Annotated in this window: 15 protein-coding genes; 12 read left to right on the top strand and 3 right to left on the bottom strand. The window is 65.3% G+C overall.

The window, feature by feature from the left end:
• Window positions 1-38: 38 nt before the first annotated feature.
• The 8 genes from ppk1 (at window position 39) to ACOOFO_RS01760 (ending at window position 7529) form a co-directional block, all read left to right on the top strand.
• On the top strand, window positions 39-2159 hold the full coding sequence (ppk1, locus tag ACOOFO_RS01725) for a polyphosphate kinase 1 (protein ID WP_420427935.1): 2121 nt from the start codon (window positions 39-41) through the stop codon (window positions 2157-2159).
• 18 nt (window positions 2160-2177) lie between these two features.
• Entirely contained in the window at window positions 2178-3278 is a 1101-nt protein-coding gene (locus ACOOFO_RS01730; RefSeq protein WP_420427936.1) for an amidoligase family protein, read from the top strand.
• Window positions 3242-3952: a gamma-glutamyl-gamma-aminobutyrate hydrolase family protein gene (locus ACOOFO_RS01735; RefSeq protein WP_420427937.1), complete on the top strand. Its 711-nt coding sequence runs from the start codon at window positions 3242-3244 to the stop codon at window positions 3950-3952. Before ACOOFO_RS01730 ends, ACOOFO_RS01735 begins: the two co-directional genes overlap by 37 nt.
• Window positions 3953-4035: 83 nt before the next feature.
• The gene (locus tag ACOOFO_RS01740) at window positions 4036-5193 is read left to right on the top strand and encodes an alkane 1-monooxygenase (protein WP_420427938.1); all 1158 of its coding nucleotides are present in this window, start codon (window positions 4036-4038) and stop codon (window positions 5191-5193) included.
• A gap of 76 nt (window positions 5194-5269) precedes the next feature.
• On the top strand, window positions 5270-5437 hold the full coding sequence (locus ACOOFO_RS01745; protein ID WP_420427939.1) for a rubredoxin: 168 nt from the start codon (window positions 5270-5272) through the stop codon (window positions 5435-5437).
• Complete coding sequence (locus ACOOFO_RS01750) at window positions 5438-6592, top strand: NAD(P)/FAD-dependent oxidoreductase (protein WP_420427940.1); 1155 nt, start codon at window positions 5438-5440, stop codon at window positions 6590-6592.
• A gap of 40 nt (window positions 6593-6632) precedes the next feature.
• On the top strand, window positions 6633-6920 hold the full coding sequence (locus ACOOFO_RS01755) for a hypothetical protein (RefSeq protein WP_420427941.1): 288 nt from the start codon (window positions 6633-6635) through the stop codon (window positions 6918-6920).
• Between the two features lie 78 nt (window positions 6921-6998).
• Window positions 6999-7529 carry a YIP1 family protein gene (locus ACOOFO_RS01760; protein ID WP_420427942.1) on the top strand — a complete coding sequence of 177 codons (531 nt, stop codon included), beginning with the start codon at window positions 6999-7001 and terminating at the stop codon, window positions 7527-7529.
• Between the two features lie 43 nt (window positions 7530-7572).
• On the opposite strand, the gene ACOOFO_RS01765 is transcribed toward ACOOFO_RS01760, so the two are convergent.
• Together ACOOFO_RS01765 and ACOOFO_RS01770 are read right to left on the bottom strand one after the other, a co-directional pair.
• A complete protein-coding gene (locus tag ACOOFO_RS01765) occupies window positions 7573-8094 on the bottom strand; it encodes an FHA domain-containing protein (protein WP_420427943.1) in 522 nt (173 codons plus the stop codon).
• A 194-nt stretch (window positions 8095-8288) separates the two neighbouring features.
• Window positions 8289-9527, bottom strand: a complete 1239-nt coding sequence (locus ACOOFO_RS01770) for a hypothetical protein (protein ID WP_420427944.1) — start codon at window positions 9525-9527, stop codon at window positions 8289-8291.
• A gap of 111 nt (window positions 9528-9638) precedes the next feature.
• On the opposite strand from ACOOFO_RS01770, the gene ACOOFO_RS01775 reads away from it, so the two are divergent.
• Window positions 9639-10661 carry an AraC family transcriptional regulator ligand-binding domain-containing protein gene (locus ACOOFO_RS01775; RefSeq protein WP_420427945.1) on the top strand — a complete coding sequence of 341 codons (1023 nt, stop codon included), beginning with the start codon at window positions 9639-9641 and terminating at the stop codon, window positions 10659-10661.
• A gap of 96 nt (window positions 10662-10757) precedes the next feature.
• A complete protein-coding gene (locus ACOOFO_RS01780) occupies window positions 10758-11639 on the top strand; it encodes a metal-dependent hydrolase (protein ID WP_420427946.1) in 882 nt (293 codons plus the stop codon).
• Window positions 11640-11648: 9 nt separating this feature from the next.
• Here ACOOFO_RS01780 and ACOOFO_RS01785 read toward each other — a convergent pair whose 3' ends face one another.
• Entirely contained in the window at window positions 11649-13445 is a 1797-nt protein-coding gene (locus ACOOFO_RS01785) for an alkaline phosphatase D family protein (protein WP_420427947.1), read from the bottom strand.
• Between the two features lie 163 nt (window positions 13446-13608).
• On the opposite strand from ACOOFO_RS01785, the gene ACOOFO_RS01790 reads away from it, so the two are divergent.
• Both ACOOFO_RS01790 and ACOOFO_RS01795 read left to right on the top strand, forming a co-directional pair.
• On the top strand, window positions 13609-13866 hold the full coding sequence (locus ACOOFO_RS01790) for a GlsB/YeaQ/YmgE family stress response membrane protein (RefSeq protein WP_420427948.1): 258 nt from the start codon (window positions 13609-13611) through the stop codon (window positions 13864-13866).
• Between the two features lie 110 nt (window positions 13867-13976).
• The gene (locus ACOOFO_RS01795) at window positions 13977-15251 is read left to right on the top strand and encodes a lytic murein transglycosylase (RefSeq protein ID WP_420427949.1); all 1275 of its coding nucleotides are present in this window, start codon (window positions 13977-13979) and stop codon (window positions 15249-15251) included.
• The last annotated feature ends 8 nt before the right edge of the window (window positions 15252-15259 follow it).

Raw genomic sequence — 15259 nt, forward strand, 5'->3', positions numbered from 1 at the left:
TCACATCGGCGTCATGCCAACGCGCTGGAATAGCGACCATGAATACCCAAAGCACGAGTTCTTCCAAGGTGGAGACGCTGCCCGCCGAGGTGACGGACACTCCCGACCTCACCGCGCCGGAGCTGTACATCAACCGCGAGCTGAGCCTGCTCGCCTTCAATCGTCGCGTGCTCGAACAGGCGCTGGACGAAAGCATTCCGCTGCTGGAACGGCTCAAATTCGTCTGTATCGCCAGCTCCAATCTCGACGAGTTCTTCGAGATCCGTGTCGCCGGCCTCAAGAAAATGGCTGAGCTCAATCCGAATCAGCGCGCCGCCGACGGCCAGCCCCCGCAGGAGCTGCTGCGCGAGATCGCCGATCGCGCGCACGAGCTGGTGGACGAGCAATACCGCATCTTCAACGACATCCTGCTGCCGGCGATGCAGGACAAGGACATCCGCTTTCTGCGTCGATCCGAGTGGACCGCAGAACAGGACAGCTGGCTGGCCGCCTACTTCCACGAAGAGTTGATGCCAGTGCTGTCGCCGTTGGGTCTGGACCCGGCCCACCCCTTCCCGCGCATTCTCAACAAGTCGCTGAACTTCATCGTGCAGCTGCAGGGCAAGGACGCCTTTGGCCGCAACAGCGGCTTTGCCATCGTGCAGGCACCGCGGGCACTGCCGCGTCTGATCCAGATTCCGCGCGACATTGCCGGCTCGGGGCCGAGCGACTTCGTGTTCCTCAGTTCGGTGATTCACGCCTACGTCGATGACCTTTTCCCGGGCATGCAGGCTACCGGCTGCTATCAGTTCCGCATTACGCGCAACTCCGACCTGCTGGTGGACGAGGAGGAGACCGAGGATCTGCTCGAAGCCCTTGAAGGCGAACTGGCCCAACGTCAATGGGGCGATGCGGTACGCCTCGAAGTAGCGCAGAACTGCCCGGAGCACCTCTGGCGCTATCTGATGGAGACGGTCCAGCTCTCGCCCGCGGATGTCTACCAGGTCAACGGCCCGGTCAACCTCAACCGACTGATGGCCCTGCCCGACCTCATCGATCGGCCCGAGCTGAAGTACGCGGCCTTCACGCCGCGCGTACACAAGGGCATGGCGCAGGACGTGTTCAACACGCTGCGCGAGCGCGATGTGCTGGTGCACCACCCCTTCGATTCCTTTGCGCCGGTACTGGAGTTCCTGCGCCAGGCGGCGCGCGACCCGAATGTGCTCGCCATCAAGCAGACGCTCTATCGCACCGGCGCCAAGAGCCCGGTGGTGGACGCCCTCATCGAGGCCGCGCGGGCGGGCAAGGAAGTCACGGTGGTGGTCGAGCTGCGTGCCCGCTTCGACGAAGCCGAGAACATCGATCTGGCCGAAGCGCTGCAGGAAGTCGGCGCCCATGTCGTCTACGGTGTCGTCGGCTACAAGACCCACGCCAAAATGAGCATGGTGGTGCGGCGCGAGGAAAGCGGGCTGCGCCAGTACGTGCATCTTGGCACGGGGAATTACCACCCCAAGACCGCCCGGCTCTATACCGACTATGGTCTGTTCACCGCCGACACCAAGATCGGGCACGACGTCCACAACCTCTTCCTGCAGCTGACCTCGCTGGGCAAAGTGACCCAGATGCACCGACTGCTGCATTCGCCTTTCACCCTGCAGAAATGCCAGGTCGAGCGCATTGACCGGGAGGCCGAGAATCACCGTGCCGGCCGGCCGGCACGCATTCGCGCCAAAATGAATGCGCTGGTGGATGCGCAGATGATCCAGGCCCTGTATCGCGCGTCCTGTGCCGGCGTGCCCATCGAACTGGTGGTCCGCGGCATGTGTTGTCTGCGTCCGGGCATTCCCGGCATATCGGAGAACATCCGTGTCATTTCAGTGGTGGGTCGCTTCCTCGAACACACCCGGGTGTTCTGCTTCGAGAACGGCGGTGAGCCGGAGGTGTGGCTGTCTTCCGCCGACTGGATGGAACGCAATCTCTACAAGCGCGTCGAAACCGCGTTCCCGGTGCTGGACGCACGCCTTCGTAACCGTGTCATCAATGAACTGCAGAGCTACATCGACGACCGTGCCCGCGCCTGGCAGCTCAACGCGGATGGCAGCTACACACGCATCGGCTATCCCGATGAGGAACATCCTGGTGCGCAGCAGCTACTGCTCGATGCGGCAACGTCTTCCTAGGCGGCCAGGGGCTGCGCAGTGAATGGCCCCAAGCCAGCACGCAAGCGGATCGCGCCCGAGCTCTCCACGGTGGCCTCCCAGTTCCGGCGCTGGTGGCGGCGGCGGCAGCGTCCTGCATCGGATGAGGCACAGCCCCCGCTGCTGCAGACCGATGACGGTAACCCGCGGCGGCTGGGCGTCGAGTTCGAGTTTTCCGGATTGTCGCTGGCCAGGCTATCGGAACTCGTACCGCAGTGCACCGGTGGCCATCTCCATGTGGTTTCCGATTACGAAGCAGAGGTGCGCGATACGCCGTGGGGCAGCTTCGTCATCGAGCTCGACTTCGCCTTTCTGAAGGAGCTCGGCCGCGCGCAGTCGGACCCGACCGTGGAGCGCAACAGTCTGGAAGAGCTGTCGGAGAGCCTCCTCGCCGCACTCGCCAAGCAGGTCGTCCCGTTTGAAATCGTGACACCCCCCATTCCCTTCGAGGAACTGGCAGTTGTCGACCGGTTGGTTGCGCAGCTGCGCCGCGCGGGTGCCCGCGGCACGGGCCACTCGCCGCTGTACGCCTTCGGCCTGCACCTGAACATCGAGTTGCCCGCCCTCGACGCCCAGACCATTACACGCTACGTACAGGCCTTCGGCCTGCTCTTCGACTGGTTGCGCGAGCGTTGCCACCCGGATTTCTCGCGCCGGCTGTCGCCCTACATCGAGCCGTTTCCCAGCGACTATCTGCGCCACATTCTGCAGCCCGACTACGCCCCGTCCGTGGATCAGCTGATCGACGATTACCTGGCACACAATCCCACCCGCAATCGGGCACTGGACATGCTGCCGACCTTTGCCCACCTCGACGAGGAAAGGGTGCGCAACACGGTGAAGGATCCGCGCGTCAAGGCGCGGCCGGCACTGCACTATCGACTGCCCAATTGCCAGATCGACGAGCCAGATTGGCGCTGGCGCGACCTCTGGCGAGACTGGCTGCAGGTGGAGCACCTGGCCAACGATCCGGAGCGACTACAGTCGATGGCGGCCGCTTATCTTGACGCCCACGACGGCATGGTGGGGCGTCTGGTCAGCGACTGGGCCCGGCAATCACGCGCATGGCTACTGGACGACGACGCACTGGCCGGCCGCTGATCGGCATCACCGGCGGTGACAGCCGATTGCCCTGGGGCTGGTGGTTTGCCCGCGCGGCGGTGCGTGCGCATGGCGGCGAGCCGGTACGCATCACGCCCAAGCGTCCCCAGCCTGCGAGGCACCTCGATGGCCTCATCGTCGGCGGCGGCGACGATATCGACCCGGCGCTGTACAGCGGCGACGACAGTGGCGCGCCCGCTGCGGATCCGGCACGCGACCGTCTGGAACTGGCCTTGCTGCAGCAGGCATTGGATACCGGTATTCCCATCATCGGCATCTGCCGCGGTGCACAACTGTTGAATGTGGCGCTGGGCGGCTCGCTATATCCGGACATTCGGCAGCGCCGACGACATACCAGCAATCGCCGCAGCGTCCTGCCGAGCAAGAAGGCCGTCCTGCGACGCGGCAGCCGATTGGCCCGCATTCTCGGGCGCAACCCCGTGCCGATCAACAGCCTGCACCACCAGGCGGTGCATCGTCTCGGACACGGCCTGCGCACCGTGGCGCGCGACGCCGACGGCATCACGCAGGGCATTGAGAGCCGCGGCGCGGCGCTCATCATCGGCGTGCAATGGCACCCGGAATATCTCCCGCAGCAACGCGCGCAGCGCCGGCTGATTGCCATGCTGGTGCGCCGATCACGGCGACTTCGACAGCAACGACTGTCAAGATAACAGCCATAACCAAAATCAGGGATTGACAGCCGCGGTGCACTAAATTATCGTTCAACTAAACGATTGTTTAGTGAGGATGCGTTATGAGCACCGCGACGCTGAATGCGGGCAACTGGGTCGACCAGAAGAAATTCCTGTGGCTGCTGGGTGCGCCGGTGATGCTGCTGCCAATCATCGGTTACGCCCTGTTCGAGCTCACTGGGCTCGGACTGTTCTGGTGGTTCTCCCCGCTATTCGTCTACGGCATCGTGCCCCTTGCCGACTACCTCATCGGGGAAGACACGAGCAATCCGCCGGAATCGGTGGTGCCGCGCCTGGAAAAGGAGCGCTACTACCGCTATGCCACCTACCTGGCCGTGCCGCTGCAGTATGTCTCGCTGGTGTGGGGCTGCTGGGCCGTTGCCACGCTCGACCTCGCGTGGTGGGCCTATCTGGGCGCCGCCATCTCGGTTGGCATGGTGTCCGGGCTGGCAATCAATACCGGCCACGAGCTCGGCCACAAGACCGACGGCTTCGAGCAGTGGCTCGCCAAGATCGCGCTGGCAAGCTCCTGGTACGGGCACTTCTTCGTAGAGCACAACCGCGGTCACCATGTGCGCGTAGCGACGCCGGAGGATCCGGCCTCCTCGCGCATGGGCGAAAGCTTCTATGCATTCCTGCCACGCACGGTCATCGGTAGCCTGCGCTCGGCCTGGGAGATCGAGGCCAAGCGCTTGCAGCGCAACGGCCACTCGGTGTGGTCGATCCATAACAACAACCTGCAGGCGTGGTCGATGAGTCTGGTGCTTTTTGTTGGCCTGACCGCCTATTTCGGCTGGATCGCGCTGCCCTTCCTGATCATCCAGGCGGTCTATGGCTTCTCGCTGCTCGAGGTGGTGAACTATCTGGAGCACTATGGTCTGCGCCGAGAGAAGCTCGAGAGCGGGCGCTACGAGCGCTGTCAGCCGCGCCACTCGTGGAACAGCAACCACACCGTGACCAACCTGCTGCTCTATCAGTTGCAGCGGCACTCCGACCACCACGCCAATCCGACACGGTCCTACCAGGCCCTACGCCATTTCGACGAAGCACCCCAGCTGCCCAGCGGCTACGCTTCGATGATCGTGCTGGCCTATATCCCGCAGCTCTGGTTCCGGGTCATGGATCCGAAGGTTGTCGCCCATCACGGTGGTGACCTGACGAAGGCCTCCCTGCAGCCCGGCAAGGAAGCAGCCCTGATGGCGCGCTACCACCAAGCCTAGGCGAAAGAGGGCACAATATCCGGCGGCGCGCGCAAGCGCGCCGTCTTTTTTTGGTCAATGAAAAGGTAGTACACCCATGCGCAAGTGGCGTTGCATGATCTGCGATTTCATCTACGACGAGGCCAAGGGCCTGCCGGAAGAAGGCATCGAACCCGGCACCAAGTGGGAGGACATTCCGGACACCTGGACCTGCCCGGACTGTGGTGCCTCGAAGGACGACTTCGAAATGGTGCCGATCGACTAAATGGCCGCCAGCTCCGCCTCCATCGTCATCGTCGGTAGCGGTCATGCCGGCTATACCCTGGCGCGCGAATTCCGCAAGCTCGACACCGAGACGCCGATCCACCTCGTCACCCGCGACGATGGCTGCGCCTACTACAAGCCGAATCTGTCCAAGGCTTTGGCCATGGACAAGGATGCCGACGGGCTCGTCCAGCAGCCGCCCGACCAGGCCGCGGCCGGTGTCGGGGCGCAACTGCACGCCCATGCCACCGTCACTGCCATTGATGCCGACGCCCATCGCATCGAACTGGACAATGGCGTCGCCCTCGACTACGGCAAGCTGGTACTCGCCACGGGTGCCACCCCGATCCGCCTGTCCGCTCTCGGGCCGGACGCGATTTCGGTGAACACCATCGACGACTACCGACGCTTTCGCGCGGCCCTTCCGGAAAAGGCCCGCGTTCTGATTGCCGGCGCCGGGCTGATCGGCTGTGAATTCGCCAATGATCTGGCCGCGGCCGGGTACCAGGTCGATGTCGTCGACCTTTGCACCTGGCCGTTGCCCCGACTGTTGCCGGAAGCCCAGGGTCAGGCACTGCAGGCCGGCCTGGAGGCACTGGGGGTCCGCTTTCACCTGGGTGCGGGCGTGAAGCAGGTGGCGGATGGCGTCGCCGAACTGGAGGATGGCACCACCGTCGCCTTCGATGTGCTGCTATCGGCCATCGGCCTGGCGCCGAATACCACGCTCGCCAAGGCTGCCGGCCTGAACTGTGGTCGGGGCATCAGCGTCGATGCCGCCTTCCAGACATCGGCCAGCGATATCTATGCACTGGGCGATTGCGTCGACGTGCCTGCCGATGCGGGGGCACAGCCCATGCCGTACATCCTCCCCATCGCGCATGCCGCGCGGGCACTGGCCAAGACGCTCGCGGGCGAGCACACCGAGGCGCCACTGCCGGCCATGCCCGTCATCGTCAAGACGCCCGCCTGCCCGACGCTGGTCTGCCCGCCGCTGGACAACACGGGGCACTGGCAGGTCGCGGGCGAAGCGCCGGATCTGGAAGCCGTGTTCACGTCGGAGGATGGTCGCGAGACCGGCTTTGCCCTCACCGGCGCGGCGACCAAGAAGCGCGGCGAATTCGCCGGGCGCATGCCGCCGGTCCATCACGTCGACTGAAGCATGGCGCGCACCCTCCCGTTGATCGAAGGTGCGCGCCATGGATGATCTGCTGCACTGGCTGGGCCGCTTTTTCGGCGAGGCCATCAGGGTATTGGTGGAAGCGCTGCAGGACTTCTTCGCTACCCTGTTTGGCTGGCTTGACCAATTCCTGCAGGGGCTGGCTTCGGCCCTGGGCATCGACGTGTCTGTCGTCTCCTTCCTGGTACTGGCGCTGGGCCTATGGCTGCTCTACAGCGGCGCGCGCGGCATGGTCCGCCGTCGCTGGGTCGGTGGATTGATTCGGCTTCTGCTCGGAATGTTTCTGCTCGGCGCCCTGATCGACTAGGCGCGATCGCGCCCGCTGTCGCACTTTCGCAGTGCAAATCGTGCAGGATGGGCACAACCACAACTTAGGGAGCGCAGCATGGATCAATTCGTACAGCGCATGATCGGCGCCGCCAAGCTGGATGTCGCCACCTTCGAGGCCGTCGAGCACGACCAGAACGCCACAATGCACGCCCTTGCCGTGGTCGTGCTGGTAGCCATTGCGACCGGACTCGGCAGCATGGCAGCAGCCGGCTTCACCGGGCTGATCGTGGGCGTCATCGCCGCGGTCGTCGGCTGGGCCATCTGGGCAGGCCTGATCTGGCTGATCGGCACCAAGCTGTTGCCAGAGAAAAGCACCGAAGCCGATTGGGGGCAGGTGGCACGTACCACGGGTTTCGCGCAGAGCCCGGGCCTGCTGCGCCTGTTCGGATTCATTCCCGCTGTTGGCCCGTTGATCGTCCTTGTGGCGAGCATCTGGCAGCTGGTTGCGGTGGTGGTTGCCATCCGTCAGGCGCTCGACTACACCCAGACCTGGCGGGCCGTGGTGGTCGTGCTCATCGGCTGGCTGATCAACCTTGCCATCTTCATGCTGCTCGGCACGGCCATGGCCCCCGTAGCCAACGGGTAGGAACCAGGGCAGCGCGCAAGGTCGGCCCCGACGTGGCGCTGGCTTAAGGCATCAGCCACCAGGCGAGAATGCCGCCCGCCAGCACCAGGACGCTCACCAGCACACCCCACCTCCAAGCGCCGCTGCGCTTGGCTGGGGGACGCTCGGCCGATTCCGCCGACATTTCAAAGACGAAATCGATGCGTCCGATACGCAGGTGATCGCCGGGCTGCAAGGCGGAGCGGCTGACCCGCTTGCCGTTGACGAAGGTGCCGTTGCTGGAGAGCAGATTGGCGACATACCAGGCGCCGTCATCCTCGCGTGTAAGCCGCGCGTGCTCGCGCGAGACGCTGGGTTCATCCAGGCTCAGGTCGCAATGCGATGCGCGCCCGATCAGCATGCGCGCCTTGTCCAGCCCGAACACCCGGCCCGCCACGGTTTCGGAGGCCCCGCGCAGCGCTACGGGCGCAGGCAAGCCCGAGCGGGTGGCCGCTTCGGCAATCATGCGGTCCAGATCGTCGCGCGAGAAGATCTGCGTGCCCTGCGGCCCGCGACGCGGCTCGGCATCCTGCGGTGTCTGTGCCATGTGGTTCCCCATGTCAGCGGGCGCGCATGCGCTGCGCCGGTCGTCCCATTCCCTCGCATTCCCAGGGGACATCTTCCGGTAGCAATGCGTCATGGGCAAGCCGAAGCATGCTGGCGCACGAGCGTGGCGACCGGATGACGGATGGCGCCGTGCGGCGCGCGCCAACCGACCACTGGCACTACGCGCGCAACGCGCTACCTGGTGCGCTCCAACAGCGTGGGAACCGCAACAGCAAAGCTTGACGGGGCGGGCGCGCCCTCCGCCAGCATTGGCCACCACCAGGACAATGCCAGCAAGGCGGCGTGGGCCTGATGCTGGGCCACATCGACGCGCAGTAGCGCCTCGTTGCGTGCATTCTGCACCCCACCCCGCGCCTGGTGATCGTCGGGCGCCGCACCCCGCACGAAGGCATTGGCCAGTGGATGCCCCACCTGCCAGCGCAACAACTGGCGCAGCCCGATGCGAACGACATTGCTCAACTTGCGCGCCCGCGGATCATCACGGAAGCGGGCGGTGGCGTAGGCGCAGACAATGCCTTCGAAGGCGTAGGCGGTATTGCGACGGCGGCGGAGGACGCGATGCGTGTCGATCATCCAGCACGCCAGCTCAATGAGACGTTCTGACCAGAGTTCCGCGTCACATCGCCCGCTGCCAATCATCTCGAACCAGCTCATCGACGCCCACTGGTAGTAGCCCTTGGTCACCGGCGAGTCGGCATCCTGCTGTCGCGCAATGCGCACGTGATCGCGATAGCCTGCTTCGGCCAGTAGTTCGATGGCGGGCCAAAGTTGATGATGGCCGCAGTAACGGGCGCTCTGCGCCATGGCCAGCAACACCTCGCCGTCCGCATAGGGTGAAATCGGGCCGAATCCATCACCGCTGTCCGAATCGATGGCATCAAAGAAGTGGCCTGTTTCGGTCTGCAGATGCAGGCACTGCGCCAGGCCCGCGTCCAGCCAACCTTCGAGCGCTTGCCGCTGGTCTGTCGCCACTCCACGCGTGCGCAACTGCGCGATGCAGCTCAACAGCACCAAGGCCAGCGCCCCGGTCCGCCCTTCGCCAGCACCGGGGTACACAAACCAGCAGCGCCCCCCATCGGCATAGCGCGCCGCATCGGACCAGAAGGCCCGCGCTGCGTCCAGGGCCGCCGCCGTGGGGGCATCGGGCTGCGCCCGCTGCAGCTGCGCCAATCCCCAGTAGGCGCCGGCCTGGCGGACGGCATTGTCTTCATCGATCACGTCCCGGCGCTGCCAGTCGTAGGCATAGACGAAATTGCCGGCGGGCCGTTGATTGGCGAGCAGATGCGCGCGCGCCAGAGCGCAGCACTGCTGCAGATGCACGGCGGTCAGCGGGGGGCCCAGCCATTGGCTTTCACCGGTCCACCAATCCTCGGGCCGATCCGCCCCCTGTTCAATGCTGCCTTGCTCGCGCACCTTCCCTTCCGATGAACGCCCCAATGGCCTGCATTGTGCCGCCTGAATGATGTCGGCGGATGACCGGCGCTGCCGTATCGTCGCGGGGGCGGGGTCGGCATACTGCAGATCATGGAACGCGCCGCACCGCTCGACGACGAGCCCATCCCCTTCATCACCCTGCCCAACTGGGTCAAGGCGGCGGCACGCTGCGGTTTCAATATCGAACCGGTGTTCGAAGAACTCGGTATCACGACGGATCTGCTCAATCTGGAAACCGCCACCATCGAACGCCCCAAGCTGGAACGGGCCATGGAACGCTGCGTGGCCTTGGCCGAGGACGCGCATTTTCCCTTTGTGCTGGGCGATACCTTCGATTTCGATTACCTGCCGGATCTCGAAACCTTTCTTTCCACCAGCCCGAATCTGCGCGCGGCGTTGCGCGTGTTCGACTGGGTGCGTGAGTTGGTCAATCCGTTCCTGGACCTGCGTCTGCGCGAACACAAGGACGCGGCCAGCATCGTCTTGCACTTCAGCGTCATGGAGAGTCCGCCCAAGCCCTGGTTCAGCGAGACCGCCTTTGCGACCGTGGTGAAGTTCGGGCGACGTCTGCTGGGTGAAGAAGCGCCCATGCGGGGGCTGCGATTCCGGCATCCGGCGCCCGAACACGCGGCGGCCTACCCGGATTTCTTTCGCCTGCCGGTGCAGTTTTCCGCCACCGAGTACGCGCTGGATATTGACCGTGCAGTGCTGGATGCGCCGCTGCCCGGCGCCTACGACGCATTACATGCCCAGGCGCGCGAGCGCATCGAGCGCCGCCTGCGCGCCCTGCCTCGCCAACAGCGTCTGGTCGCGCTGGTGGAACGCAGCTTCGCACGCCACCCCGCTCTGCTTGGGCTTGGGATACACGCCATGGCGGAAGAGATCGGGCTGCACCCGCGCACCCTGCAGCGACGGCTGGCCGAGGAGAACACCCACTTCGCGGATTTGCAGACACAGGTTCGCCAGCGCCTGGCACGGCGCTACCTCGAAGACCCAAATACGCATATCGATCAGGTCAGCGAATGGCTTGGCTTCTCGGACCGGCGCAGTTTCACGCGCGCCTTCTCGCGCTGGACGGGCATGACGCCTTCGGCCTACCGCCGGCAGCGATAGCGCATCTGTCGCCGATGGTTCCCTGCGGTCGCTGCGCGTCATAGGCAGTGCCAGACGCAAGGCGTAGCGTGGCATGGCGATCAAAGGAGACGCCCTATGGCAACGCACTCGCACAGGATCGTCCCGCGTCAAGGCCCGGATTTCGGGCTGGACGGCGATATTCCGCGCCACTGGTTCGATGGTGATCCCTTCAAGAGCCGCTTTTTCGACGCCATGTCGCTGCTGTTCCCGGAGGGTGAGAAGTTCTTCATCGCCTGCGTGCGCGATTTCCGCGATGACATCCAGGACCCGCAGTTGCTGGCGCAGGTCAAGGACTTCATCTACCAGGAAGGACAACATGGCGCGGTCCACACCCAGTTCAACAACCGCCTGAAGGCGCAGGGCATTGCCGTCGATCACGCCCTGCAGCGCCAGCGCGAGATCATGTTCGGCACCTTCCGCACGCGTTTTTCGCGCCGTTTCACGCTGGCCCAGACGGTGGCTTCCGAGCATCTCACGGCCATGATGGCGCACGGCTTCTTCGGCAGGCACGGCCTGTTCGACAAGGCCGACGCGCGTATCCGCGCGATGTACGCCTGGCATGCAGTGGAGGAAATCGAGCACAAGGCGGTGGCCTTCGACGTCTATCGCACGGCGGCCAAGGGCGGCTACTTCACGCGCGTCGGCGCCATGCTGCTGACCTCCTTCAGCTTTCCGATGCATGTCTTCCTGCTCATGCGCCACATGTTCGAGCAAGACGGGATCGAGCAGCGCGGCCGGCTTTGGCTGAAGGGGCTGTGGTGGCTGTACGGTCCGGGCGGCCTGTTCCCGCGGCTGCTGCCGCACTATCTGCGCTACTTCAAGCCCGGATTCCACCCCTGGCAGCATGGCGACATGCACGTCTATCAGCGCTGGACGGAATGCTTTGAAGAAACCAACGGCGACGCCGTCGCCGCCGCCGAGGCCGTGATGCACGCGTCGCAGTCGCGCGCTGCCTAATTGGGGGGGCTACAGCACCCAGCGTCCGGGCATACTCGGCGCCACGGGCGGCTGGCCGGCGCGCGCCGTCGTGGCGCTGTCCACCAATCGGAGATGGTTGGTGCCGGGCTGGCCAGCCGCACCGTGCCATGCCTCGGCCGCCGCGTCGAAGCGGGCATCGTCGTCAGGGCCGAATCGTTGATTGTTGGGCCCCGTCTGCCAGAACTCGCCGCGAACCCGCTCGGGAGTGAAATCGATCAGCACGAAGCCATGAATCGCCGCGTTGTGATGCACGACATTGGGATTCAGCGTCTCCACGACCAGCCGATTGTAGGCTTCGACCACCGAGGCCACGGTGTCGGCGTTATCCGGTGAGAAATCGATGGCGTTACTGGACGTCACGCTCATCGCGACGAACTCCACAGCGGTGGCGCCAGCGCCAGTGAGTGCGTTGTAGCCCGGGACTCCGGTCAGACCGGAGGTCAGCGGATTGAACGGGGTGTACGGATCCTCCACCACGTCGGCCGCCCAGGCGGTGTGGATATCGCCGGTGAGCACCACGTTGTTGGTAATTCCTTCATCGCGCCAGAAGGCCATCAACGCGTTGCGCTCCGCGGCATAAGCAGACCAGTTGTCGGTGCCTTCGCTCCCCCCGCCTTGGCGGATGCCCATCGGGCGCGCGACGTCTTCCGGCAGATAGGGGAAGGGCACCTCCCCCTGCGTAAAGCCGCGATGCGGCGCCATCATGGTTTGCTGGCCAAGCACACGCCAGGCGGTCCCGCGGCGCTGCGACGCCTGCATCTGCTGCCGCACCCACTGCAATTGGTCCGCGCCCAGCATGCTGCGCGTTGGATCATCCGCCGCGGCGTCGTAGATATCGGCGATCTCGGGGGCGTTGCGCTGCAGGCGGGTATCGAGCATGAACAGATCGACCAAATCGCCGAAGGCAAACTGGCGCCAGATCGTCAATGGATCCTGTGCATCGGGAAGGCGCAGCGGCATCCATTCCGCGTAGGCGCGGGCTGCGGCGCGCTTGCGCAGCTGCCAGTCGCCTTCCGTTTCGGGATCGTGCGCCTGGGCGCCGCCAATCCAGGCGTTGTTGGCCGACTCGTGGTCGTCCCACACCGTAATGAAGGGATGCTGGCGCATGGCCTCGGCGAGATCCGGGTCGGTGCGGTACTGGGCATGCCGGCGGCGATAATCGTCCAATGTGACAGTTTCACGCGGCGGATCGTGTGGTCTTCCGATGGCACTGCTGCTGCCGGCGCCTTCGTAGAACCAGTCGCCGACATGAAGGACCGCATCCACATCGCGCGTGGCCAGTACGCGATAGGCATTGAACCAGCCGACGCTGTAGTTGGAGCAGGCACAAAGCGCGAGGCGGACGCGGTCGACCGCGCCAATGGGCAGGGTCTTGGTCCGGCCGATGGGCGAGCGGCTGCCGGCCACGGCGAAGTCGTAGTAGTAGGTAGTGCCCGGCTCCAGCCCCGCGACATCGATCTTGAAGCAGTAGTCAGTCGCGGCCGAAAGGCGACGCGGTCCGCCGAAGTCGAAGCCGTCGCCCGCCGTGCGTACGACCTGTTGCATCTCGGGATCGCGGGCGACGCGCCAATGCACCAGGGCACCCTCGGCCACGCCCGTGACGCGCGTCCACAGAATGACGCGGTCGCTCAACGGATCACCGCTGGCCACCCCATGACGGAAACGGCTCGCATCGGGACCCTCTGTCTCGACCCCGTTGTCGCTGCCGCCGCAAGCGGGAAGCAGGACAGCAGTGCCCAGTACAGCGGAGGTTCTCAGAAGCAGCGCTCTACGGGTCGGAGGCATGGCCACATCCACGGAAAGCCGGCAATCCTAGGGCTGCTCGATGACGCCGGAGTGACAGCACGCGGGTGCTTGCCTCTGCCAGGGCCCCGCCTTGCGTACGGCCGCTTCGACACGTACAAAGGAGGGGCAGCCGCGCACGGCGGTCAACCTTGGGGGAGTGGACATGGGCATCATTTCGTGGATCGTGCTCGGCCTGATCGCCGGCGCACTGGCCAAATGGATCATGCCGGGCAAGGATCCGGGCGGTTTCATCGTGACCATTCTGATCGGCATTGCCGGCGCCTTCGTCGGCGGTTTCGTCGGCTCGTTGGTCGGCCTGGGCACGGTGGGCGGGCTCAGCCTGGGCAGCATCGTGACGGCCATCGTCGGCGCCCTGATCCTGCTCTTTGCCTATCGCTTGATCGCGAATCGGGGCGGCTGAGGCCGCCCTACAGGGGCCGAAGCCAGGCAGTAGAAGGCTCGGAGGCGCTGGCCCTCCAACCGTCGGGCTCGGGTTAGGCTAGCGGCTGGTCCATTCCATGCCGCTATGCCATGCGCCCCTTTGCCGTTCTCCTGTGTAGCGCCGCCATCAGCGGCTGTCTGGCCCACCAGCCCGCATCCATCGCCGCCGAAGCGCCTGCGACGGCCACTCCGATGGGCGCCTCTTCTGCGGAGGCGCCGTCATCGACGCGCGGTGACACGGATTTCCGCAACTGGCTGCAGCAGATGCGGGAGCAGGCGCGCGCCGAGGGCGTCGGCGCGGACACCTTGTCGAAGGCGCTTGATCCGGCGGAATATCTGCCCGAAGTCATCGAGCGCGACCGCTCTCAGCCCGAGTTCACCCGCCAGATCTGGGAATACCTCGATACCGCGGTCTCCGACGCACGCATTCGCAACGGGCGCAGCCAGCTCGCCGAGCACCGAGAAGCCGCCGCTTCGGCCGGCGCGCGCTACGGCGTTGCTCCCGAAATTCTTGTGGCGATTTGGGGCATGGAAAGCAACTACGGCAGCCACTTCGGCAGTTTCCGCACCATCGACGCCCTGGCCACGCTGGGATACGAGGGCCGGCGAACGGCATTCGCGCGTCGGGAACTGCTGGCGGCGTTGAAGATCATCGACAGCGGCGACATCGACCGGGAGCGCATGCGCGGCTCATGGGCAGGCGCGATGGGCCACACCCAGTTCCTCCCCAGCAGTTTCCGCGCCTATGCGGTGGATGCCGATGGCGATGGCCGGCGCGATATCTGGGGCAGCATTCCGGACGTAATGGCCTCGACGGCGCATTATCTTGAGCGCGCGGGCTGGATCGAAGGCGAGCCCTGGGGCGTGGAGGTGCACTTGCCTGAGGGGTTTGACTACACACTGAGTGGCCGTGACCAACGCCGCCCGGTGGCGGCATGGGTGCGCATGGGGGTACGCCCCGTGCAAGGTGACGCGCTGCCGGAGCTCAGCCGCGCGGCGATTCTGCTACCCGCCGGTGCGGAAGGGCCGGCCTTCCTCATCGGGCGCAATTTCGACGCCATCCTGCGCTACAACAACGCCACCAGCTATGCGTTGGGGGTCGGCCTGCTCGCCGACCGCATCGCGGGCCGGCCGGGCCTGCAGGCTTCGTGGCCGCGCAGCCTGTCGGCCTTGTCGCGCCAGCAGGTCAAGGAAATGCAGACCCTGCTCAACCGGCTCGGCTTCGAGGTGGGCACGCCCGACGGCATCGTCGGCCCCAATACGCGCAGCGGGCTGCGCGCCTTCCAACGCCAGATTGGTGAGACGCCCGACGCCTTCCCGACCTATGCGTTGCTCGAAGCCTTGCGGGCGCGCGTCAACCGCTAGGCCAGCCC

It is taken from the genome of Algiphilus sp., assembly GCF_965216485.1.
In the GTDB taxonomy this organism is placed as follows: domain Bacteria; phylum Pseudomonadota; class Gammaproteobacteria; order Nevskiales; family Nevskiaceae; genus Algiphilus.

What these genes read in the sequence shown, in the direction of transcription:
- ppk1 (WP_420427935.1), top strand. Translation starts at nt 39, where the DNA reads ATGAATACCCAAAGCACGAGTTCTTCCAAGGTGGAGACGCTGCCCGCC.
- ACOOFO_RS01735 (WP_420427937.1), top strand. Translation starts at nt 3,242, where the DNA reads ATGGCTACTGGACGACGACGCACTGGCCGGCCGCTGATCGGCATCACC.
- ACOOFO_RS01740 (WP_420427938.1), top strand. Translation starts at nt 4,036, where the DNA reads ATGAGCACCGCGACGCTGAATGCGGGCAACTGGGTCGACCAGAAGAAA.
- ACOOFO_RS01745 (WP_420427939.1), top strand. Translation starts at nt 5,270, where the DNA reads ATGCGCAAGTGGCGTTGCATGATCTGCGATTTCATCTACGACGAGGCC.
- ACOOFO_RS01750 (WP_420427940.1), top strand. Translation starts at nt 5,438, where the DNA reads ATGGCCGCCAGCTCCGCCTCCATCGTCATCGTCGGTAGCGGTCATGCC.
- ACOOFO_RS01755 (WP_420427941.1), top strand. Translation starts at nt 6,633, where the DNA reads ATGGATGATCTGCTGCACTGGCTGGGCCGCTTTTTCGGCGAGGCCATC.
- ACOOFO_RS01760 (WP_420427942.1), top strand. Translation starts at nt 6,999, where the DNA reads ATGGATCAATTCGTACAGCGCATGATCGGCGCCGCCAAGCTGGATGTC.
- ACOOFO_RS01765 (WP_420427943.1), bottom strand. Translation starts at nt 8,094, where the DNA reads ATGGCACAGACACCGCAGGATGCCGAGCCGCGTCGCGGGCCGCAGGGC.
- ACOOFO_RS01775 (WP_420427945.1), top strand. Translation starts at nt 9,639, where the DNA reads ATGGAACGCGCCGCACCGCTCGACGACGAGCCCATCCCCTTCATCACC.
- ACOOFO_RS01780 (WP_420427946.1), top strand. Translation starts at nt 10,758, where the DNA reads ATGGCAACGCACTCGCACAGGATCGTCCCGCGTCAAGGCCCGGATTTC.
- ACOOFO_RS01785 (WP_420427947.1), bottom strand. Translation starts at nt 13,445, where the DNA reads ATGCCTCCGACCCGTAGAGCGCTGCTTCTGAGAACCTCCGCTGTACTG.
- ACOOFO_RS01790 (WP_420427948.1), top strand. Translation starts at nt 13,609, where the DNA reads ATGGGCATCATTTCGTGGATCGTGCTCGGCCTGATCGCCGGCGCACTG.
- ACOOFO_RS01795 (WP_420427949.1), top strand. Translation starts at nt 13,977, where the DNA reads ATGCGCCCCTTTGCCGTTCTCCTGTGTAGCGCCGCCATCAGCGGCTGT.